The organism is Streptococcus sp. 21.1 (assembly GCF_016648635.1).
Taxonomy (GTDB): domain Bacteria; phylum Bacillota; class Bacilli; order Lactobacillales; family Streptococcaceae; genus Streptococcus.
In genome coordinates this window covers 11,901-33,038 of the sequence record NZ_JACLQL010000006.1, presented here as the reverse complement: position 1 = coordinate 33,038, position 21,138 = coordinate 11,901, and the positions used below count along the sequence as shown (strand labels likewise).

Genomic DNA, 21,138 nt, shown 5'->3' with positions numbered 1-21,138 from the left:
CCAATTTTCTAATAATCTCAAGGCATATTTCATGATACAATAGACCTATAACCTAAATAAAATAACGGGGGATTATTTATGAAAAAATATCTTTACTCTGGGGCTCTTGCTCTAGCAGCCATCTTAACACTCTCAGCATGTGCCAAGCCAAAACTTGATGCCAAGCTTTCTGTTAACGATATTGTCTATATGTCAGGAAGCGACCTCAAGCTCAAGGATGACCAAACCCTAGTCGAAGTCTCATTCAAACTCGAGAATACTTCGGAAGATATGGAAAATGAGCTCAACACATCTGCTAAACAATTCTACCTCAAAGATAAAGATGGTAAAAAAGTCACAGCAAGCAAGATCGACAAAGGTGATCTCCCTACTCTCTTCAACAAAAATAAGAACGTAGAGGATGCTACAGATGACTTTGGAAAGCTTGAAGCTGACGACTACAAAACTGTCTCACTCTTTTTCGAAGTTAACAACGACGAAAGCTATAAACTCTATTTTGAATCAAAGGATGAGAAGACAGAAGGACAAACTGTTTCTACTAACCTAAAAGATTTCGATGGTAAAACAACTACCAATGTTAAAAAGGCTGTTGATGCTTATTTCAACGCAGTTCTTCTAGGTGGCGAAAGCAAAGACTACAGCAAATTTGTTTCTAACGACTTGGACAAAGCTAAGGGCGAACTTAACCAATATTTCTCAGATAGCCTTCAATACAGCTATGATGCAACTGATAACATCAAACCAACCGGTGATGAAGTTCCAAAAGTTTTTGGTTGGGTTCAAACAGCTAACCGTGAACGCGGCAGCTACACTGTTGACAACATTATCGTCGCTAAAGATAAGGCAGAATTCAATGTCAGCATGTCAACTATCAGTATGAAAGCTGCAGACGATGCCTATGGTGCTAATCACCCAAATCTCACAGACGAACTTAAAAACTACCTACAAAGCAATGGTGCTAACGCTGGAAATGTCGACCAACTGACAAGACAATTCTACATGGAAACTTACCTACCGAATTCAATCAAAGAAGTAAGTCCATCAGCACCAAAGACTGAAGGTACAAATATCTTTGATAATTACTCAGTCGAGCTTACTAAAAAAGACGACAAGTGGGCTTTCCCAGATAAAGATAGCTATGTGGGAAAATGGGATTACTATCCACTCTTCTACGCTTACACAGGTCAGCAAGGAACACTCACAAAAAACTATTAGACAGTAAAAAAATCAGCCATCTGGCTGATTTTTTTTACTAATTACGTCTAGCAAAGAGTCGCAAGATATTCAAGAATAAGTTAATGAAATCCAAGTAAAGACTAAGTGCCATAGAAACTGCCCATCCATCTGTGACCTGACCATTGGTACCATAATAAACCTTCTTAATCATCTGGTTATCGTAGGCAATTAAACCTGAGAAAATAAGAATTGATACAATACTAATCACAAAACTCATCATGCTACTTGCAAAGAAAAAATTAATCAAGCTAGCCACAATAATCCCAATCAAGGCTGCCATAAGGAACTTGGCCATGCCTGATAGATCTCGCTTAATGGTAACTCCGATAAGTGCCATGATAAAGAAAACAATGGCAGTGCTAAGGAAAGCTTGGAAAACAATGGCTTGCGTATATTGTACGATGATAAAGCTAAGTGTAAATCCATTCAGAGCAGAATAAACCAAAAATAAAGGTAGAGCCGCAGGTGTATTCCTTCTTGCAGCACCGCTAGCCAAAAAGACCAAACCAAACTCTAAAAAGAGTGCCGCCATGTAAACCCAAGAATAATTCATGAGAATATTGACAAAAAGATGCGAAAGAGGGAAGAGCATCAGATAAGAGATGACTGCTGAAAGTCCCACTCCCATACCGACAAGACCATAAATCTTTCCGAAAAAGCGGTTCAAACCCGCATCACTAGTTGTATAAATTGCATTTGATTCCATAGTTATCTCCTAAAAATAATGAATTATTGGTGGTGGCTTTGTAGAGTCTTGCGACGGAAAAACTTACGATTTTTGATTCGGTTTCGTAAGGGTGTCGCTGCTTCTTTAACCGCCCAATACTTATCCACCATAGTAACAATATAAGATTCCTTATACTTCGGCGGCGCAATCGTTGCTCCCCACATATGCTTGAGAATAATATCCTCTTCTTTTTTGTTCAGATTAACAAGCTTTCTGGCATTACGAACAGCAATACGTGGATGTACCCAAGCATGACTCTTGTTAAATTTAGTCACTCGCCAATCATAATAGAAAAAGTCATGTAAGAGACCACCTCGAGCTGTACTCTTGGCATCCCAGCCAAATTTTTTAGCAATCTTATAGCTGGTGTAACTAACATTAACCGAGTGTTCTAAACGTGTCGAATGATGGTGCTGTACAATCCCATCCAATTTTTGAAAACGTGGATGAGAAATCAAATGTCCCACAACTTCCATGAATTCTTTATCATCTTCTGGTCGTTTCATAATAATACCTCATTAATGTTTCTAATGCTTCTTCATTATACCACTAGTACTTAAAATTACTTTAAAAGTCAGTTGTTTTCTCCTAAAATCATCCTTGAGACCTAGAGACTAAACATGAGAATTCCTGCTGCAACAGCAACATTCAGACTCTCCGCCTGACCTGGCATGCTAATATGTACGAGTTGATCAGCAGACTCAGCCATTTCCTGACTAATTCCCTGACCCTCATTTCCCATTACTAGGGCAAAATTGCCATCTGTCTTAACTGCTTTATAGTCAACGGAAACATCGGAAAGAGTCGTTGCTAAGACGGGTATACCTTGTTTTCTGCAAGCCTCAACCATGTCAAGAATTGGTCCACGATAGATTGGAAGGTGGAAATGACTTCCCTGCATAGAACGCAAGGTCTTCTGATTATAAATATCAGCTGATTTATCCGACAAAAAGACTCCGTCATAACCTGCGGCATCTGCTGTTCGAATCATTGTTCCTACATTACCAGGGTCCTGAACATCCTCCAAGAGCAGATATTTCCCTGAGAGAGACTTTGGCAAGGCTTGAGATTGTTTAGCAACTTCTACCACAATCCCTTGAGGTGTCTGAGTTTCACAGAGTTCCTTAAGCACCTCTGGACTAACCAACTTGACCTTAGACATATTAGCCACACGATCAGCCATTTCCTCAAGTACGAAAACTTGAAGAATCTCGGCACCGCTTGCCTTTGCTTCCTCAAAAAGATGCCATCCTTCTAAAAGATAGCTAGTTTTACGGTGCTTACGCTGCAATAATTTTCTAGCAGACTTAATGCTAGCATTTTGCTTTGATTGAATGATTTCCATACACTCATTATAGCAGAAATCCCCTGATAAATCTTGGACTTGACCGACTTTATAGCAAGGATTATACTAAAAGAAAGAGCTTTCAAAAGGAGGTCATGGACCATGCAAAAAGTACGATTATTAGTCTCAGGAAGAGTCCAAGGTGTTGGTTTTCGTTATTCAACCTATGCTCTAGCACTAGATATTGGAGATATATGCGGTCGGGTTTGGAATAACGACGACGGTACTGTTGAAATTCTAGCTCAGTCAGATAACCCTTCTAAGTTAGCTAAATTTATTCAAGAAGTTCGAAAGGGACCTTCAAAATGGTCTAAAGTAACCTATGTCGATGTGACCATGGCTAACTTCCCTAATTACAGCGATTTTCGCATGGCTAATTAAGGTTGGAGCTCCGTTTTTAACTTGTTCTCTTCCTTAAAAAAAGGTAAAATAGACAGGTATAACTAAAAAACAAAAGGAATGATATTGTGAATAAAAATCAAAAACGTCTAGCCCTGATGGGGCTTGCTGCCAGCATGCTTCTCTTTCTATCAGGATGTGTGAGCCTTGATAAGTCTGGTAATCCTACTGGTTGGGTTTGGAACCTACTTGGTCGCCCTATGAGCCACGTCATCACCTACTTCGCACATAATTTAAATCTGGGATTTGGTCTTGGCATTATCTTCGTAACCATCATTGTTCGTTTGATTATCTTGCCACTTGGTCTTCACCAATCTCGTAGCGCAGCCTACCAAGCAGCAAAACGTGAATACCTTGCGCCTATCTTAGAACCAATTAACGAACGTTTGCGCAACGCTGAAACTCAAGAAGAAAAAATGGCTGCCCAGTCTGAACTCATGCAAGCTCAGCGTGAAAACGGTCTAAGCTTGATGGGCGGTGTCGGCTGTCTTCCTCTATTGATTCAGTTCCCATTCTTCTCAGCACTCTACTATGCAGCACGTTACACTCCTGGTGTACTCAAGGATAACTTCCTCTGGTTTAACCTTGGTCACCGTGACTTCCCATTGATTATCATCATCGCAGCGCTTTACTACTTCCAATCTTGGTTGTCTATTCAACAAGTTCCTGAAGAACAACGTAAACAAATGGCAGCGACGATGTACAGTATGCCAATCATGATGATCTTCTTTGGTATTAGCTCACCTGCAGCTGTAATCCTCTACTGGTTCGTTGGTGGTATCTTCTCTATTATCCAACAGTTGATTACCAACTACATCATCAAACCTCGCTTAAAAGAAAAAGTTGCTGAAGAGTTTAAAAAGAACCCTCCAAAAGCACCTCGTACAACACCAAGCAAGCGTAAAGATGTGACACCAAAAAATACTCAAGCAATTGCGAGCAAACCAAAGAAAAACCGTAACGCCGGTAAGCAAAATCGTAAATAAGCTACAAAGCACTCTTGGAATTTTCCAAAAGTGCTTTTCTTATAAACTAATCCAGACTAACCTAATTCCTGATAGCGCCAACAACCAAAAAAGGAGTGCGACAGAACAACTGTTTTGTCTCACTCCCACTAGTTTCAAATATTGAACACCTTAATTCCAACAGTCGCTTAGGCTGTTTTTTCTACACTAAGGATTTCCACAGAGTAGCTACCTGCTGGTGATTCGATAGCGACTTTGTCGCCAACTTTCTTACCAATCAAGGCTTGAGCAATCGGGCTTTCATTTGAAATCTTACCTGAGAAGATATCAGCACCGGCTGCACCAACGATATGATAAGTATCTTTGTCGTTTGTACCAACTTCTTGAACAACAACAGTTTTACCAATTGCAACCTCGTCATTAGCAACAGCATCACTATCAACGATTTCCGCATAACGAATTTTTGTTTCAAGAATCTGAATTTGTCCTTCAACAAAGGCTTGTTCGTCTTTGGCTGCTTCATACTCAGAGTTTTCTGAAAGGTCACCATAAGAACGAGCAATCTTAATACGTTCTACAACTTCTGGACGACGGACGAGTTTGTATTCCTCCAATTCCGCTTCAAGTTGTTCTTTCTCCGCTTGTGTCATTACATATGTTTTTTCTGCCATTTTTTTCTCTTTCCTATTTTTTGAGCCCTTGGCTTTATTTTCAAAATCACTCTTTGTTTGCTTGATTTTAATGAGCCAATCAGACTATTTATCTTTTAGTTTGCTATTAATGTAAGTTTCAACGTTATGCTGATGCTCTTCATAGCTTTCAGCAAAATAGACATTACCAGTAGTTACATCTGCAACAAAGTACATGTACTTGGTAGATGATGGATTGATAACCGCTTCAATTGCAGACAGACTAGGGCTGTCCACAGGACCTGGCATCAACCCCTTATGAACATAATCATTATAAGGGGAGTCAATATTTGTGTCAATAGTTGCATCTTCTTTCAAGGTCGTTTCCTGACCAAGTTTTCCAAGAGCATAAAGAACTGCAATATTACTTTGTAGAGCCATGTCTGAGTTTAGACGATTATAGAAGACGCTCGCAATGTTTTTACGGTCGTCATCTGTAGCTCCTTCTTTTTCAACAAGAGAAGCTAGGGTCAAAATCTCATTAACATTATGTCCACTAGATGAAATCGTTGCATAGTAAGGTGATAGGTAGGTATCCATCGTTGACAACATTTCCTCTGCCAAAGACTCCACCGTCGTATCATCATGAATGTTATAAGTCGCTGGGAACAGATAACCCTCTAGGACATACTTAGCATCCGTAGAATTCGGAAGGTTTGCCAACAAGGTTGGATACTTCGCTTTCATCTTAGTAATGAAAGCATCATCCTTCATCAATTTCAAGAAATCTTTCGCCTTAAGTCCAGTTGATGTTTTTTTGCCTTTTTTAGCTGACGAATTAACCTCAACTGCCTTGGCAATTTGATCGATGGTATATCCTTCTTTGACTAAGACCGTACCAAGAGATGGCTCCTGAGGTTTATCACTACCTTTTTTCTGAAGTGCCTCAATAATTTCATCCATGGTCATGCTAGCCTGAAGGTTGTAGTAACCACTTTTCAGGTTTGAGATGTTTTTAAACTTGGTATAGTAATTAAAGACCTTACCAGACTTAATAACACCAGCTGATTCCAAGAGTTGGCCGATATAACTGCTACCTGAATTTTCAGGAATTTCAACACTAACAAACTTAGTTGAATTAACATCTTTTGCGCCAACAGCATCACTAACATAGCGATAACCAAAGAATGTAGCTACTGACAAGATAAGTAGCAAGAAGATGATAATGTTTCTTGCAATTTTACCAGCACGACGGTTATTTTTATTGCGTTTGTGATTTCGGTTAGAACGCGAAATCGGCTCTTCGTCGACAATGTCAGCCTGTTTACCATCTTTTGGCGAAGACTTTTTCTTCTTCACTTTCTTGCCTTTCTTTTTCTTAGGTTTTCCAGAGGGTTCTAGAGAAATACTCTCATCATCCTCATTACCATCAGCTACTAGCTCTGATTGAACCTTTTCTTGCGACGCTTGGTCACTTGTTGCATGATGTTCCTGCAAGAATGCTTCTTTTTGACGTTCTGAGGTCAATTTGGCCTCCAATTCTTTAGGGTCTGTATAAATAGCTTCGTTAGACTTAGCTTCAATGAGCTCCTTGGCAACATCTGCAGGAATATACTCCTCTTCAGATGCTTCGTTAAGGCTAGTTTCCCAAACTGGACGTTTAAAACGACGTTTCGACGTTTCAGTCTCCTGAGGATTATTTACCTTTTTCTCCTCCTCAATTGGCTCTTTAGGAATAGACGCTAGATTTGAATGAGCATCAGATACTAAAGACTCCGCTTGAGAATCTGAAAACAAGCTAAGACTATCTTGTTGAGAATCTCTGGCTGTCTCAGAAGTCATAGATTTAGCAAAGGCACTGTGAGAAACAGAATGTGAACTAAAATCTTGGTTACTTACTTTATTAGACACTGAATCACTACGAGTTGTAGCGCTCTCAGCTGACGTTGAAAGTGGTGTCTCGGGCATAGTTGCACTTTTATTATGCTCCTCCTCACGAAGAGAACGGAGCTGTGTCGCTTCTTGTAAGTCTCGGAGAATCTGATCTTTGAAGCTTAGGCTATCTTCAGAAGCTTCCGAGTGTTCATTAAACTTGTCCGTCAAGGCATACCTCCTCTATAGTAACAAACGCCATTATATCTTAAAAAGTCAGTTAATGCAAATCAATTGGTCCTTTGTCACAGTAACGTAACACTGAAATCAATGGGTTTCTGGGTTCTCCCAGACCATATTATACCAAGAGCTTCCACCATGATTTGATTCTGATTCTCCCTCATCAGTAAAACCATTCATCTCATAGTAGGCAATCAAATAATCATGACAAGTCAAGCTAATACCTTGGCGTTTTTGAGCAATAGCCAGATCTTTAAGCGCTGCAATCAAGGCTGTTCCAATACCTTGCCCTTTAAAGTCTTTGGAGATAGACAAACTAGTCACTGCAATAAAGCCTCCTTGACTAGCATTAGGAGCCACTTTATGGAACAGGTCATCTGTGAGATAACGTTCCGCAATCACAGGTCCTTCGATGTAACCAGCTACAACGCCATCAATTTCAGCAATTAGAAAGGTATCACAAATCGTCTCTAAACGCTCTGCAATAGCCTCTGGAGTTGCAGCCTCTTCAGGCGAAAAATTTTCTTGTTCGATACGAACAACATCAGCCCAATCATCCTCTCGGGCATGTCGAATAAGCATATCAAATTCCTTTCTATTAAGAGAAAGAGCTGAGCGAAATCGCTACAGCCCTTAATATATTACATGTGTGTTTGCAAGCTTGCTAGGAGCTCTTCGAACGAGCGTTCGTAAAGTTGGATGTCCCCAGCTCCCATAAAGACATAAACAGCATTGTCATGGTCAAGGAGAGGTGAGACATTTTCAACTGTAACCACTTTGGCAGGTTTATTGATCTTAGCAGCAAGATCTTCAACCTTAACATCACCATGGTCAACCTCACGCGCTGAACCGTAAATTTGCGCCAAATAAACAGCATCTGCTTCACTCAAAGCTTCAGCAAATTCATCAAGAAGGGCGATGGTACGTGTGAAGGTATGTGGTTGGAAAATAGCAACAATCTCTTTAGATGGGTACTTTTGACGTGCTGCATCAAGCGTTGCAATAATTTCAGTTGGATGGTGGGCAAAGTCATCGATGACAACAGTACCACTGATAATTTTCTCTGTGAAACGGCGTTTAACACCTGAGAAAGTTTTAAGGTGTTCCGCAACCAAGTCCATGTCAAAACCAGCTACATAGAGGTTCCCAATAACCGCAGTTGCATTCAAGATATTGTGACGACCATAGGCTGGCACATGGAATTCTCCAAGGATTTGTCCATCATGTTTCACCTTGAAATTAGACCCTGTCGTTGTACGCACAATGTCTGTTGCTATAAAGTCATCATTTTCTTCGAAACCATAGTAATAGATTGGCGCATTGGCTGTAATCTTACGAAGGTGTGGATCCTCACCGTAAACAAAGAGTCCTTTTTGCACTTGCTTAGCATAATCATCAAAGGCAGAGAACACATCATCGATACTTGTAAAGTAATCAGGATGGTCAAAGTCAATGTTAGTGATGATTGAGTATGCTGGGTGGTATGGCATGAAATGACGTTCATATTCATCAGACTCAAAGACAAAGTATTGCGCATTAGCAGAACCTCGTCCAGTTCCGTCACCAATAAGATATGACGTGTCTGTGATATTTTTCATAACATGTGACAAGAGACCTGTTGTAGAAGTCTTACCATGTGCACCTGCCACACCAAAGCTAGTGAATTGATCCATGAAGTGACCCAAGAACTCGTGGTAACGCTTAAAGCTGTAGCCATTTTTAATCGCATAAGCAACTTCAACGTTGTTATCTTCACGAAAGGCATTTCCAGCAATCAATTCAACATCTTCTGTGATGTTTTTTTCATCGAAAGGAAGAATAGGGATACCTGCTTGCTCAAGACCACGTTGAGTGAAGTAATATTTTTCCACATCTGAACCTTGAACCTTGTGTCCCATTTGGTGGAGCATCAAAGCCAAAGCTGACATACCAGATCCTTTAATTCCAATAAAATGATAAGTTTTTGACATAGTTTCTCCTTACAATCGCACTGCGATTAGTTTGCGTCTTCTAAATGCGTCAAATTTAATTCTTGAGCAACTCGGTGTTCACGGTAAGTTTGACGTTCTGGGTAATTATAAACCTGGCTACGTTTCAAGAAGTCATAGCTATTTTTCTTGACGTTCTTACGAGATGGGTTACTAGGCTGTTGATAGGTTGGAGCCACTTCTGCCAAGATGTAAGAATCTTGTTGCAGACGATTTGCCAAGTGATGGATCTTTGAGTGCTTCCCATTAGGTGCTAAAGTTCGCTTGATAGCACTTACAGGAGCTCCCAAGATAGAGGCTGTCACTGGTCCTTTATCCGTTGTTACAGCAGCTGGCTCAACAGTGGCCTCAAAGCTTGGTTTAGCTTCTACCTTAGGCTTAGCAGTCAGTTGACGGCTATTAGTATGTTTGGTTTGTTGAACTTCTTGGCGGAGGAATTTTTGGCGTTTCTCACGTACATCACGCTTAGCCTTTTCGCGGGCTTCCTCAGCATAAGTCATGCCAGCTCCTTGTGTCTCCACTCGTTTTGGAGCCTGCTTACGATTGCTAGGCTTAGCTGACAAGAAATCATAGTTCGGCAACAAATCATTGTAGTCCTTATCTTGGTAAGGGCCACGGATATTTGTGATTAAATCTTCATTTTCGTATAGGCGCATAGAGACCGGTTCTTGCAAGCAAGGTTCCCCGTCTGGAATCAGCGGAAATTGTCGTCTTTGGCGATGCATAAAAGACTTCCTTTCATTTTCGAGATGATGCGTATCTTAATATAAATAATCGGGAATGGGGAGATACGTCTTGCAATATCCTATTATAGCCTAATTCAAAAGATTTGCCTAGTAGCATTTTTATATTTTAGTATTCCAATATTAAATATAACAAATTAAGATATTGCAATACCAAGAATTTCTTTAATATCCTCTACTGTCATGCTGGCACGGCTTTCATTGCCATCCAATACTGTTGTGACGAGGTTTTTCTTACCTTCTTGAAGCTCAAGAATTTTCTCTTCAATAGTCCCTCTTGTAATCAAACGGTAAACTTCGACATTTTGTTCCTGACCTATACGGTGAGCACGACTAATAGCCTGCATTTCTACCGCTGGATTCCACCAAAGGTCAATCAGAATTACCGTATCAGCACCAGTTAGATTCAGTCCCACTCCTCCTGCTTTCAGAGAAATCAAAAAGGCATCTCGACTTCCTTGATTGAAGGCTCTGGTCATCTCTTGACGACTATCAGATGGCGTTGACCCTGTTAGCTTATATGAGGAAATCCCTAATTCTTGTAAGAGCCCCTCTGTAATATCTAACATTCCACGAAATTGTGAGAAGATAAGGACACGATGGTCTGATTCCTTAATTTGGCTAAGCAACTCTCTAAGGCTATCTAATTTTCCGCTATCTCCCGCATAGTCCATAAAGAGAGCTGGGGTATCACAGATTTGTCGTAAGCGGGTAATTCCTGACAAGATTTCCACCTTACGACGGTTGATTTCCTGATCACTTGCTGAAATTAATCCTTGTTGCATCTGTTGTAATTGTGCTAAATAGATAGCTTTTTGAGCATCTGACAATTCACTTTGGTGAGTGATTTCAATCAAATCTGGGAGATCAGGAAGGACCTCTTCTTTTTTACGTCTTAGAATAAAGGGAGAAATATACCTAGCCACTTCCTTAGGTGTTAACTTAAGGAAAGTTTTTTTAGCTGGTAAAAGTCCTGGTAGAATAATCTGGAAAATAGACCAAATCTCCAACAAATGATTTTCAATAGGCGTTCCAGATAGTGCTAAGCAATGTGGAACAGAAAAATCACGTAGATATTGGGCAATCTTTGTCTGTGTATTCTTCATGACCTGAGCTTCATCGAGAATGAGATAGTCATATTTACCAGCCTTGTAGGCATCAAAATCCTGACGGAAGGAAGCGTAGCTTGTAATGATAATCTGGTGGTCTTCGGCAATGATGTCATCACGTTTTGGCTTGAGTCCATAAGAAACCGCTACATCTAACTGAGGGGCAAACTTTTTAAACTCATCCTGCCAATTGTAAATCAGACTTGATGGTGACAAAACCAAAACTCGTTGTCCTTCTTCTAAATGTGCAGAGAGGTAGGCAATAGTTTGCAAGGTTTTCCCCAACCCCATATCGTCGGCCAAGATACCGCCAAAACCATAGTGATGCAACATCGATAGCCACTGAACACCTTTTTCCTGGTAGGGACGAAGGCCAGCTTCTACCTTATAGGTTGGCAAATCAAAGGTCTCTGGCTTACTCAAATGTTGCGTTAAGAGTTGGAAATCTTTTGAAAAACGAACAGAATCACTTTCTGAAAGAGCATCCATCAATTGATAGGCAGTTAATTGATTGAGTTCTAGGTGACCTTTTCCTGAGTAACGAGCTCTCAGAGTTTTGAGACTCTCACTAATACGATGCGTCGCTTCATCAAAAACAATCAACTGACCACTACGATTGATAAAATAGGGCGAGCTTTCCATCAAGGCTGCTAAAGCATGATCCACATCTTCGTCGTCAAGACTTGAAAAATCAAAGGAAATATCTAATAAATTTCCCTGACGCTCTACCTGAACCTGTGGACTCTGCTCAACCCGTAAGTCACGTAACTCCTGTCCAATCAGAACTGTTCCTGCATTTTCAAAATCTGGTAGAGTATTTGTAAAGAAATCATAGAGCTCTTGACTGCTACTTAATCGTTTAGATGACTGAAAATCAGGGGTGAATCCATGCTTAGACATCAAACGAAAAACAGCCTGCTCATGACGATAGTTACTGGTAAATCCTAAATGACTCAACTCTTGGCGATCATGTACCAAGAAACCATCAAAATCAAAGGCTAATGTAAGAATAATCTCACTGTCACCTTTCAGATCAAAGCGAAATCTCGGTGTGAAATCCTTGATATTAAAAGCTTTTGGTGCCTTAACTGGCCCCATAGTCCTAAAATCAAAAAGACTAGCAGCCAAGATGGCTTGTTCATCGAGATTAAAGCTGACGTGCTTATTCAAATCGCTTCCGATTGGAAGAGAGCGTAAGCCAACCAAAAGTTTTTGTTGTTTTCGATTCAGACGATAAAAAACACCTTGATAAAAGAGAATACGATTATTAAAAAAGGCCTGACTATTCTTCTCAGCGACAGTCAATTCAATCATCTTGGGCTCGACACAAATATCAAACGAGAAGAGCTGAGCATCAGCAATCAAATCCTCGACCAAAAGTTGGCGATATTCGGCTCCTTCCCATTCAAACCTAAAGCCATCCAAATCTTGCATCCGTCTCAAACCTTCTTCAAAAAAACCGTAAGGGAGACAAAGGTGACGTGCATTATTCGGTAAAATAAAATCTAAATTAGTCTTGGCTTCATCTGGAATCATCCGTCCTAAGAAGTCTAAAAATGCCTGTGAAGCCTGGTCAAATTGAATAAGTGATAGGGGTTCATAGTAGTTCTTACCTATCTGATAATAACCCTCAGCCTCTACAAGTTTGAGAAAGGCAGGAATATCTCGAATAACATAAGAACGTTCATCTGGTAAGCGACGTAAACGTATACTCCACCAAATCTCTGAACCAAAGGTAGATTCCTCTCCCTCTACCATCAAGCTATATCTAACGGTATCATCTTCATTCAGGGAAAGCCCTTCTAAAAATAAACCACCAAAAGAGTGACCTCGCTCTTGGCCTTGAGAGGATTCTTGTTCCTCTTCCAGTTCTGCCAAGAGACGCTGGCCTTCTTTATCATTTTTTAGATAATACTCAACCGCTGCCAAATGGGGACAATAGCCTTTTTGAGCGAAATAATCACAGTCACACGTGATTTCAGAATCATTGAGTGCATAAATTAAATGATGTTGGTCAACTGTTGTATCCAACTGAGTTTCTGAGACCTGATGAATGGTAATGAGATCCTTTTCAAAAAGTTCAATACCCTCATTACGGACTCTACCCGGCATCAATTTTGCCATAGTATTCACCCCTATCTTATCCCTCTATTATAGCACAAAATCCTTATAAACTAGGCCTTCACCAAGATAAAACAAAAAACACTCCCTAGGGAGTGTCGCAGATTATTATTAATAATCAAGTTTATCTGAGTGACCTGAACCATTACCAACATAGTAACCTGTCTTACAGTTGATACTGAAGAGGTAAGTTCCATCTGGAAGGTACAAGTTGTAGTAACCATTACCATTGATGATGTTAACTGGTTCAAGGATGAAGTTATCTCCTGAGAAGTAACCACGTGAGTGTGATGTTTCAATAATCTTATCAAGAACACCATCAGCCCAAGTCCAAGCTGGGTTACTTGTATCTGCTACTACATTTGCATTATAAGGCACACGTGAGCGGTCACGTTGAAGGATTGATGGGTTATAATTTGTGATTCCGCGTGTTACAACTGTTGAAGCTGCAGCTGAGCCACCAGTAGTTCCTCCAGTCGCACCAGTTGAACCAGTTGCACCTGAGTTAGCTGATCCATTTTGCGCTCCAGAAGTATTTGATGCGGCCGCACCACCACCAGTAGAAGCTGCTCCAGACGTGTTATCACCTGAAGGTGCAGCAGGACTAGCAGTATTGGCGCTATCAGCAGCTGTCGCTGCAGATGTTGCGCTCGCAGCCTTAGCTTTTTCTTCAAGCTGAGTCTTACCACCCTTAATCGCTTCTTGGATAGTGCTATCAAGACTCGCATTTCCAGTTGTTGTTACACTTTCTGGCAGATTATTAAAGTTGGCATCGGATTTAACAGCGATAGAGGCATTATAGCTACCATCTACCAGAGCATCTGACTCAAACTGACTGTTAATCTTTTGTACAGCTTCAATTTGTTTCTTCAAGTTATCATATTTTTTCTTAGCTGCATCATAATACTTGGTTTTCTCCAATTTCTTGAGCAGTTTTTCCAAATCTGATAGCTTACCAAATTGATCATTAGCGAGTTTTGTTTGCTCGTCATCTGTGAAGAAATTCTTATACATTTCTTCGAAGGCCTTATTATCAGCAGTTGCCGTGTCCTTGCTTGATGATGATGTCACTGCTGAAGAAGCTGTGCTTGTTGGTTTTGCTGATTGGCTATGTGTTCCTTTATAAAGAGCATAGCTACCACCAATAATAGCTAAAGCAAGAACTGCTAGAGCACCGATAACAACACCTTTACGACGGTAAACTGGAATATCACCATCAAAGGCACTCTTATGCGATGGTGAAATAGACTCTGAAGAGATTCTGTCTTCTGCAGATGGGCGATTAACTGCCATAGACACTTTTGGTGTTGTCTTTTCTTCGTCAGCTTTTGCTCCAGTTACCCCTGCCACTGTTGAGGCAATAGCCGCCAAATCGATAGTGTCTGAGATAACAACATCATCCAACAATGGTTTTGAAGCTTGCGGCTCAGTATCGTCAATATTGGCAACAACAGGATTTTGTGGTTCTGGATCATCGATGTTAGCAATCAAAGGATTGTTATCATCAATATTATCTACCAATGCATCGTTATAGGCTGGCGTTGGCTGATTAGTTGAAGTAGCTGAATCTGCAAGTGCATCACCAAGGTCAAATTTTTCTGTTTCTGACGTGATGAAACGATCAGCATTCGTTGACGTAATGATAACTTCAGAACTTTGACTTTCTGGTTCTGCAATAACCTCAGGTTCAACAGGAGCATTTGGCAACTGCTTGTCAATATGAGATTGAGTTTCATCAACCTTGTTATCTGTAGCACCAAAACCAAATGTGACCGGTGTTACTTCTTCAGTAGCTGTTGTTGAGTTGATTGACTCATTAGCCATTGATTGACCAATCAAACCTGAATCCGCAAACTCCTGACGTTGCTTTTGAATAAAAGCATCCAAAGGTGATGTGTCGCCATCAGCTTCAATTTTCTTTGAAAATTTTTGTGAGGCAACTTCTTCGCGGTGTTGCTTGATATACTTATCCAAAATGCTATCTGTTTCTGTTACACCAGCATTAATCTCAGCTTCTTTGCGGACAGCCTCACCGACTGTCATTTCCTTGGCATCTTGGAAATCTAGCTCTTGGCTACCTTCATAGCCATTTTGTGTTTTATCTTCTGACACGTTTAATTTACCTTTCTAGCCTCAGAACGGCGAACACGCTCACCAAAATATTGATACAAATCAACACGGAGGGTCCCGTTATAAAGCTTACGTTTTTTATCGGCTTTCATACCGTATTTGCTTTCAAATTGTTCATCGCTGGTCAAGATAAACTTGCTCCAAGTTTTAAGTGGCGCAAAAGTTTGACCCATTTCATTATACAAGATATCCACAGCCTTGTCATCCAACAAACGCTCACCATAAGGAGGGTTTGAAATAATGACACCATTGATTTTATCTGTTTTCAGGTCCTGTAAACGCATTTGTTTCAATTTAATAACATCTTCAAGACCTGCCTCACGAGCATTGGCTTTTGCGATCTCAACCATACGGCCATCAATATCACAACCCATAATGTCTAATTCAACATCATAGTTTGCCTTGCTATCTGCTTCATCACGTACCAACTGTACTAAATCTTTATCCACCCAATTCCATGCTTCAAAAGCAAAATCACGATTAAATCCTGGCGCAATGTTCATACCAATCATTGCAGCCTCAATACAGAAGGTCCCTGAACCACAAGTCGGGTCAATCAACGGTTTATCCGGATACCAGTTACTAAGTTCAAGGATAGCAGCCGCCATATTTTCCTTAATAGGTGCCCCACCTTTATCAGTACGATAGCCACGCTTAAAGAGACTAGCACCTGTGGTATCAATCAAAACTGTAGCCTTATCCTTTAAAATAGAAACTTCAATCTTAAATTCTGCTCCTGTTTCTTGAAGAGGCACTCCTTCTGGACGGTGGAAATACTTCTGCAATTTCTTAACGACAGCTTTTTTGGAAATCGCCTGAACAGAAGGCTCGTTGTGAAGCTTTGATTTAACGCATTTAGCTTTTGAAATCGGAAACTTTGCACCTAGTGGAAGATAGTTTTCCCAGTCCAAGGCAAAAACTCCCTGAAAGAGTTCTTCAAAGGTGCGTGCTGGGAATTCACCCACCACAATCTTTATACGGTCTGCGGCTCTCAACCAAATGTTGGTTTCAGCAATTGCACGAACATCACCTTGGAAACGCACCTTACCATTTTCAACCTGAGTGTCATAACCTAACTCACGCAATTCACGTCCAACCACAGCCTCAAGACCCGCTGCTGCAGTTGCTACTAATGTAAATGTTTCTTTCATTGTTATCCTTTTATCTCATTATTATAAGTACAAACGTTCTTAACCTATGGCCTATTACTCAACGTCCCTTTATATAGTTAAAAAAGAGAGAATTCTTGCTAAAAGAAGGCTGAGACATGTGTCCCAGCCTCACCTATATGCAATTTTCTATAAGCCATGTTTTGTTCCAGAAGTGACTAGGTACCACTTCCTTCGATAATCATCTGTCTACTGCTAAGCAGTCAGGATGGTCCGTTCGTTTCCAGCCATCCCATGCCCCTACCAAAGTTTGGGTTGCTAGCTTGAGGGGTTTACCGCGTTCCACTTTCTAGGTTTCCCTAAAAACTCCGTCACTGTGGCACTTTCAGAGCTACTAAAACTTATCCGAAGACTTAGCCAGTTCGCTCGCCGTAACTTGAAAATCAAGTCCCTAGGCTTATTAATTCACCTAGCACAAACACTACTGGCATCACAGCCAGTGCTAGCATGGACTTTCCTCATGGAAGACAAGCAACCATGCGATTATCCAAAAATTGCACTAAATCAGATTTATTCGACGATTTGTTTGCCAAAGACCTCTTTTTCCAAACGACTGATACGTTTTAAAATATCGTAGTTCGAAGCCGAAGCAACATTAGCATTCGCACGTGATGGTTCACTTGTCGCACTCGCATAAGTTGGGCGACTTGTAGGTGCTGATGAAGCCTTAGCCTTCAGTTTTGCATTTTCCTCTTGCAATTCCTTAACCAAAGCAATGTAGACACCGTAATCCTTGATAACGTCATCTAAAAACTCATCAACTTCTTTTTTATCGTATCCACGCATGCTCGTTTTAAATTCTTGTTCGTAGATTTTCTTGGGCGTTAAATTAATCTTAGCCATTATTATTCTCCAATACTTGTCTTTTCTAACTTACTAATACTTTACTGTCTAATGTTTTTATGATACAGAAAAAATGATAAAAATGCAAGTTTAAAATTCAACTAAATCCTATTCTGACATAACCTCATTGAGGTCATCAAAAGTCAAACGTGATACAGGATAATCACTTGCTTCTATCATCATATCGTAAAAATATTTCAGATTTGTTTCATTTTCAGGTTCATAAAATAAATAAGCTTGATCCGTATTATCAATGAGAAACTGATTAAATTGTTTAAACTGAGCTGGAGATTGGTAAGCGGGAAAGCTATACTTGACAAAATCAACCTGCTTAAAAGCTGCTAGTTTCGTTTGATTCGCTTCATTCCAATTCTGACCGTGCGTTTCAAAAGGGAAGAGTGTCGCTAACTTCAAAGGATAGTCTTGCTGAAGTTCTTTGGCCACTTCTAGTGCCCAAAATTCAAAACCGAGGTTGCCGGTAAAAATCATCCAATCCACACCATCATCCAAGAAACGCTTAAAATCACGTTTAATTGCTTTCTTGATAATAGTTACTTTAGGGTCCTTGTCTTTAAAAATACCGAGTTCAAAGCTCTTATAACCAGTTACCAGTAGTGATGTCATTTATTGTTTTCCTCGTTCATTTTATGGTATAATAAAATAGTCTTTATGCATATCTTATAAAGAAGAAGGGAAAGAAATGGTAAACTATCCCCATCAGATATCTCGTAAGATAGCACAAGTACGTCCTAAAAAATCAAATAGAGTTGACTTTGCCAATCGGGGGATGAGCTTTGAATCTGCTATTAATGCGACTAATGATTACTATTTGTCGCGTGGTTTAGCCGTTATTCATAAAAAACCTACCCCTGTTCAAATTGTCAAAGTCGATTATCCCAAACGCTCACGGGCAAAGATTGTAGAAGCTTACTTTAGACAAGCTTCTACTACCGACTACTCCGGCGTTTACAAAGGATACTACATTGATTTTGAAGCCAAAGAGACACGACAAAAGACATCCATGCCTATGAAAAACTTTCATGCGCATCAAATTGAGCACATGTCTCAGGTCATCAGTCAAGATGGGATCTGCTTCGTGCTACTTCACTTCTCGACGCTTAAGGAAACCTACCTTCTGCCTGCCAAAGACTTAATCGCTTTTTATCAGATTGATAAAGGGACGAAATCAATGCCTCTTGATTATATCAAAAAAAGAGGCTATGCAATTGCAGAAGCAGCTTATCCTCAAGTTCCTTACTTAGAAATCATTGAAAAATTATTAGGTGGTAACACATAATGGCTAAATTTAATTTCAGCAACTTTAAAGAATCACTTAACGGTTTGACTAAACGTGCTAAAAACATCAAGGTCAAGCGTTCAGATTCTTCTCGCTATGGCAAAGGAAAACGCTCTGCCGCTTCAGACCAAAGTTTGGGCTGGCGTATTGCAAAATACGGATTTATTGGACTTCTTACTTTCTTTGTAGTCTGTGTCATCGCTGGTGGTAGCCTCTTTGCCTACTATGTTAGCAGTGTTCCTAAACTTACCGAGAACAAACTGCAATCAACAAACTCAAGTAAGATTTACGACGCTAATGGTAGTCTTGTTGCCGACTTGGGAGCTGAGAAACGTGAGAGTGCATCAACAGATGAAATTCCAACAACTCTAGTTAATGCCATCACCTCTATCGAGGATAAACGTTTCTTCACTCACCGTGGGATTGACGTCTACCGTATCATGGGGGCAGCTGTTAACAACCTTCGTCGTAGCAGCACCCAAGGGGGATCTACGCTCGACCAACAGTTGATTAAGTTGGCTTACTTCTCAACTAACACTTCTGACCAAACCCTTAAACGTAAGTCACAAGAAATCTGGTTGTCACTCCAAATGGAGCGTCAATTCACTAAACAAGAAATCTTGACCTTCTATATTAATAAGGTTTATATGGGTAATGGTTACTACGGTATGAAGACTGCAGCTAAATCTTACTTTGGTAAGGACTTGAGCGACCTCTCTGTTGCCCAAGCAGCTCTTCTTGCTGGTATTCCACAAGCACCAACACAATATGACCCTTATGCTAATCCAGATGCTGCCAAAGAACGTCGTAACACTGTTCTTGACGAAATGTATGAAGACAAGAATATTTCTAAAGAAGAGTACGAGCAAGCTAAAGCAACTGATGTATCAGATGGCCTTCTTCCACTTACGAAGAAAGCTAGCTATGAGCCATACTTAGATAACTACATCAAACAAGTTATTGAACAGGTATCTACCGATGCCAACGCTGATATTTACTCAGCAGGTCTCGACGTCTACACTAACCTTAATCCAGATATTCAAAAATATATCTGGAACGTCTATAATACTAACGACTACGTATACTATCCAAACGATAGTCTCCAAGTTGCTTCTACTATTATTGATGTTACTAATGGTCGTGTCGTTGCCCAATTGGGTTCACGTCACCAAGACGAAAACATTGCACTTGGTACCAACCAAGCTGTTCAAACAGACCGTGACTGGGGTTCTACAATGAAACCAATCACTGACTATGCTCCTGCTATTGAAAAAGGTGTTTATACAAACACTGGTACGACTGTTTACGATAATCCTTACAATTTCCCAGGTTCTTCAACACCAGTTTACAACTGGGACCGTAAGTATTACGGAAGCATTTCATTGACTTATGCACTTCAACAATCACGTAACGTTACAGCCGTTAAAGCTCTCCAAGCTGCCGGTTTGGAATATGCTCAATCCTTCTTGAAGGATTTGGGTATCGAGTATCCAGAAATGTACTACTCAAATGCCATCTCATCTTCAACATCATCATCAGATTCTAAGTATGGTGCATCAAGTGAGAAGATGGCCGCAGCTTATGCAGCCTTTGCAAATGGTGGTACTTACTATAAACCATCTTACATTAAATCAATCAAATTTGAAGATGGTTCAACTAAATCATTTGATTCTAAAGGTGTCGAAGCCATGTCACCGCAAACAGCCTACATGATGTCAAGTATGTTGAAACAAGTATTGACAGGTGGTACAGCAACTGAAGCTTATGTTCCTGGTACAATCAATGCTGGTAAGACTGGTACATCTAACTACGGTGACGATGAGTACTATAAAGTACAAAAAGAAAGTGGTGTCTATGCTGACCTTATGGTTCCGGATGAAACTTTCGTTGGTTATAATACTAAGTATGCAATGGCGATTTGGACAGGTTACAAAAACCGTAAAACACCACTTTATGGTTCAGACCTTGATATCGCTAAACAAATCTACGGTGTAACAAGTAGCTACCTTAACCAGATGTATGGTGCTGGTTCTGAAGATTTTGAAATGCCTAGTGGTGTTTATAACAATGGTAGCTATGTCTTCCTTACTGGTTCTTCAACATCAAATGTTTACACAGGATCACTAGGAACATCTAGCTCATCATCAAGTTCGGACTCCAGCCAAAGCAGTGACTCATCAAGTTCACAAGATAGTCAACAGTATGGGCCTGATGCTTCAACAAATCCATCGACATCGGCCTCTAACGGCTCTGAGCATTCGAATTCAAACACTGCTACAGCAGAAGAATAAGAAATAAGAAGGGTTATCCGATTGGATAACTCTT

At 40.3% G+C, this 21,138-nt stretch carries 18 protein-coding genes and 1 other RNA gene; 5 read left to right on the top strand and 14 right to left on the bottom strand.

From position 1 onward, the window contains the following. The first annotated feature begins 78 nt into the window (after positions 1–78). Positions 79–1,215 (top strand): DUF5105 domain-containing protein, encoded by a 1,137-nt coding sequence (locus H7U01_RS05690; protein ID WP_051411988.1) that lies wholly within the window; start codon positions 79–81, stop codon positions 1,213–1,215. A gap of 37 nt (positions 1,216–1,252) precedes the next feature. On the opposite strand, the gene H7U01_RS05685 is transcribed toward H7U01_RS05690, so the two are convergent. From H7U01_RS05685 to H7U01_RS05675, 3 genes are all read right to left on the bottom strand, one after another. Next, on the bottom strand, positions 1,253–1,942 hold the full coding sequence (locus H7U01_RS05685) for a Bax inhibitor-1/YccA family protein (protein WP_037598964.1): 690 nt from the start codon (positions 1,940–1,942) through the stop codon (positions 1,253–1,255). A gap of 23 nt (positions 1,943–1,965) precedes the next feature. Next, on the bottom strand, positions 1,966–2,469 hold the full coding sequence (locus H7U01_RS05680; protein WP_002883682.1) for an HD domain-containing protein: 504 nt from the start codon (positions 2,467–2,469) through the stop codon (positions 1,966–1,968). A gap of 101 nt (positions 2,470–2,570) precedes the next feature. Further along, entirely contained in the window at positions 2,571–3,308 is a 738-nt protein-coding gene (locus H7U01_RS05675; protein ID WP_037598963.1) for a TrmH family RNA methyltransferase, read from the bottom strand. 102 nt (positions 3,309–3,410) lie between these two features. Here H7U01_RS05675 and H7U01_RS05670 point away from each other — a divergent pair, with 102 nt between their 5' ends. Next, a complete protein-coding gene (locus H7U01_RS05670; RefSeq protein ID WP_037597401.1) occupies positions 3,411–3,689 on the top strand; it encodes an acylphosphatase in 279 nt (92 codons plus the stop codon). Between the two features lie 86 nt (positions 3,690–3,775). Beyond that, entirely contained in the window at positions 3,776–4,693 is a 918-nt protein-coding gene (yidC, locus tag H7U01_RS05665) for a membrane protein insertase YidC (RefSeq protein ID WP_037598962.1), read from the top strand. A gap of 167 nt (positions 4,694–4,860) precedes the next feature. On the opposite strand, the gene greA is transcribed toward yidC, so the two are convergent. From greA to H7U01_RS05610, 11 genes are all read right to left on the bottom strand, one after another. Further along, entirely contained in the window at positions 4,861–5,343 is a 483-nt protein-coding gene (greA, locus tag H7U01_RS05660; protein ID WP_002883697.1) for a transcription elongation factor GreA, read from the bottom strand. Between the two features lie 84 nt (positions 5,344–5,427). Then, on the bottom strand, positions 5,428–7,404 hold the full coding sequence (gene mltG, locus H7U01_RS05655; RefSeq protein ID WP_049545703.1) for an endolytic transglycosylase MltG: 1,977 nt from the start codon (positions 7,402–7,404) through the stop codon (positions 5,428–5,430). Positions 7,405–7,500: 96 nt separating this feature from the next. Continuing rightward, positions 7,501–7,995, bottom strand: a complete 495-nt coding sequence (locus H7U01_RS05650) for a GNAT family N-acetyltransferase (RefSeq protein ID WP_014633862.1) — start codon at positions 7,993–7,995, stop codon at positions 7,501–7,503. A gap of 59 nt (positions 7,996–8,054) precedes the next feature. Beyond that, positions 8,055–9,383, bottom strand: a complete 1,329-nt coding sequence (gene murC / locus H7U01_RS05645; RefSeq protein WP_022496367.1) for a UDP-N-acetylmuramate--L-alanine ligase — start codon at positions 9,381–9,383, stop codon at positions 8,055–8,057. Positions 9,384–9,409: 26 nt separating this feature from the next. Beyond that, positions 9,410–10,126: a hypothetical protein gene (locus H7U01_RS05640; RefSeq protein WP_084869990.1), complete on the bottom strand. Its 717-nt coding sequence runs from the start codon at positions 10,124–10,126 to the stop codon at positions 9,410–9,412. Between the two features lie 155 nt (positions 10,127–10,281). Next, positions 10,282–13,377: a DEAD/DEAH box helicase gene (locus H7U01_RS05635; RefSeq protein WP_201041268.1), complete on the bottom strand. Its 3,096-nt coding sequence runs from the start codon at positions 13,375–13,377 to the stop codon at positions 10,282–10,284. Between the two features lie 108 nt (positions 13,378–13,485). Further along, positions 13,486–15,486, bottom strand: coding sequence for a cell division site-positioning protein MapZ family protein (locus H7U01_RS05630; RefSeq protein WP_201041267.1), 2,001 nt, complete (start codon positions 15,484–15,486; stop codon positions 13,486–13,488). Positions 15,487–15,488: 2 nt separating this feature from the next. After that, on the bottom strand, positions 15,489–16,655 hold the full coding sequence (locus H7U01_RS05625) for a THUMP domain-containing class I SAM-dependent RNA methyltransferase (RefSeq protein WP_201041266.1): 1,167 nt from the start codon (positions 16,653–16,655) through the stop codon (positions 15,489–15,491). A 145-nt stretch (positions 16,656–16,800) separates the two neighbouring features. Further along, positions 16,801–17,168: RNase P RNA component class B (gene rnpB, locus H7U01_RS05620), an RNA gene on the bottom strand. 15 nt (positions 17,169–17,183) lie between these two features. Beyond that, entirely contained in the window at positions 17,184–17,516 is a 333-nt protein-coding gene (gpsB, locus tag H7U01_RS05615) for a cell division regulator GpsB (RefSeq protein WP_021143525.1), read from the bottom strand. Between the two features lie 108 nt (positions 17,517–17,624). After that, entirely contained in the window at positions 17,625–18,140 is a 516-nt protein-coding gene (locus H7U01_RS05610) for a DUF1273 domain-containing protein (protein ID WP_021143524.1), read from the bottom strand. A gap of 76 nt (positions 18,141–18,216) precedes the next feature. Here H7U01_RS05610 and recU point away from each other — a divergent pair, with 76 nt between their 5' ends. Then, the gene (gene recU / locus H7U01_RS05605) at positions 18,217–18,813 is read left to right on the top strand and encodes a Holliday junction resolvase RecU (protein ID WP_002886506.1); all 597 of its coding nucleotides are present in this window, start codon (positions 18,217–18,219) and stop codon (positions 18,811–18,813) included. After that, a complete protein-coding gene (pbp1a, locus tag H7U01_RS05600; RefSeq protein WP_201041265.1) occupies positions 18,813–21,104 on the top strand; it encodes a penicillin-binding protein PBP1A in 2,292 nt (763 codons plus the stop codon). The genes recU and pbp1a overlap by 1 nt, the downstream gene beginning before the upstream one ends. Positions 21,105–21,138 lie beyond the last annotated feature (34 nt).

Coding starts and splice junctions, on each gene's coding strand:
- H7U01_RS05690 (WP_051411988.1), top strand. CDS start 79: ATGAAAAAATATCTTTACTCTGGGGCTCTTGCTCTAGCAGCCATCTTA.
- H7U01_RS05685 (WP_037598964.1), bottom strand. CDS start 1,942: ATGGAATCAAATGCAATTTATACAACTAGTGATGCGGGTTTGAACCGC.
- H7U01_RS05680 (WP_002883682.1), bottom strand. CDS start 2,469: ATGAAACGACCAGAAGATGATAAAGAATTCATGGAAGTTGTGGGACAT.
- H7U01_RS05675 (WP_037598963.1), bottom strand. CDS start 3,308: ATGGAAATCATTCAATCAAAGCAAAATGCTAGCATTAAGTCTGCTAGA.
- H7U01_RS05670 (WP_037597401.1), top strand. CDS start 3,411: ATGCAAAAAGTACGATTATTAGTCTCAGGAAGAGTCCAAGGTGTTGGT.
- greA (WP_002883697.1), bottom strand. CDS start 5,343: ATGGCAGAAAAAACATATGTAATGACACAAGCGGAGAAAGAACAACTT.
- H7U01_RS05650 (WP_014633862.1), bottom strand. CDS start 7,995: ATGCTTATTCGACATGCCCGAGAGGATGATTGGGCTGATGTTGTTCGT.
- murC (WP_022496367.1), bottom strand. CDS start 9,383: ATGTCAAAAACTTATCATTTTATTGGAATTAAAGGATCTGGTATGTCA.
- H7U01_RS05640 (WP_084869990.1), bottom strand. CDS start 10,126: ATGCATCGCCAAAGACGACAATTTCCGCTGATTCCAGACGGGGAACCT.
- H7U01_RS05635 (WP_201041268.1), bottom strand. CDS start 13,377: ATGGCAAAATTGATGCCGGGTAGAGTCCGTAATGAGGGTATTGAACTT.
- H7U01_RS05625 (WP_201041266.1), bottom strand. CDS start 16,655: ATGAAAGAAACATTTACATTAGTAGCAACTGCAGCAGCGGGTCTTGAG.
- gpsB (WP_021143525.1), bottom strand. CDS start 17,516: ATGGCTAAGATTAATTTAACGCCCAAGAAAATCTACGAACAAGAATTT.
- H7U01_RS05610 (WP_021143524.1), bottom strand. CDS start 18,140: ATGACATCACTACTGGTAACTGGTTATAAGAGCTTTGAACTCGGTATT.
- recU (WP_002886506.1), top strand. CDS start 18,217: ATGGTAAACTATCCCCATCAGATATCTCGTAAGATAGCACAAGTACGT.
- pbp1a (WP_201041265.1), top strand. CDS start 18,813: ATGGCTAAATTTAATTTCAGCAACTTTAAAGAATCACTTAACGGTTTG.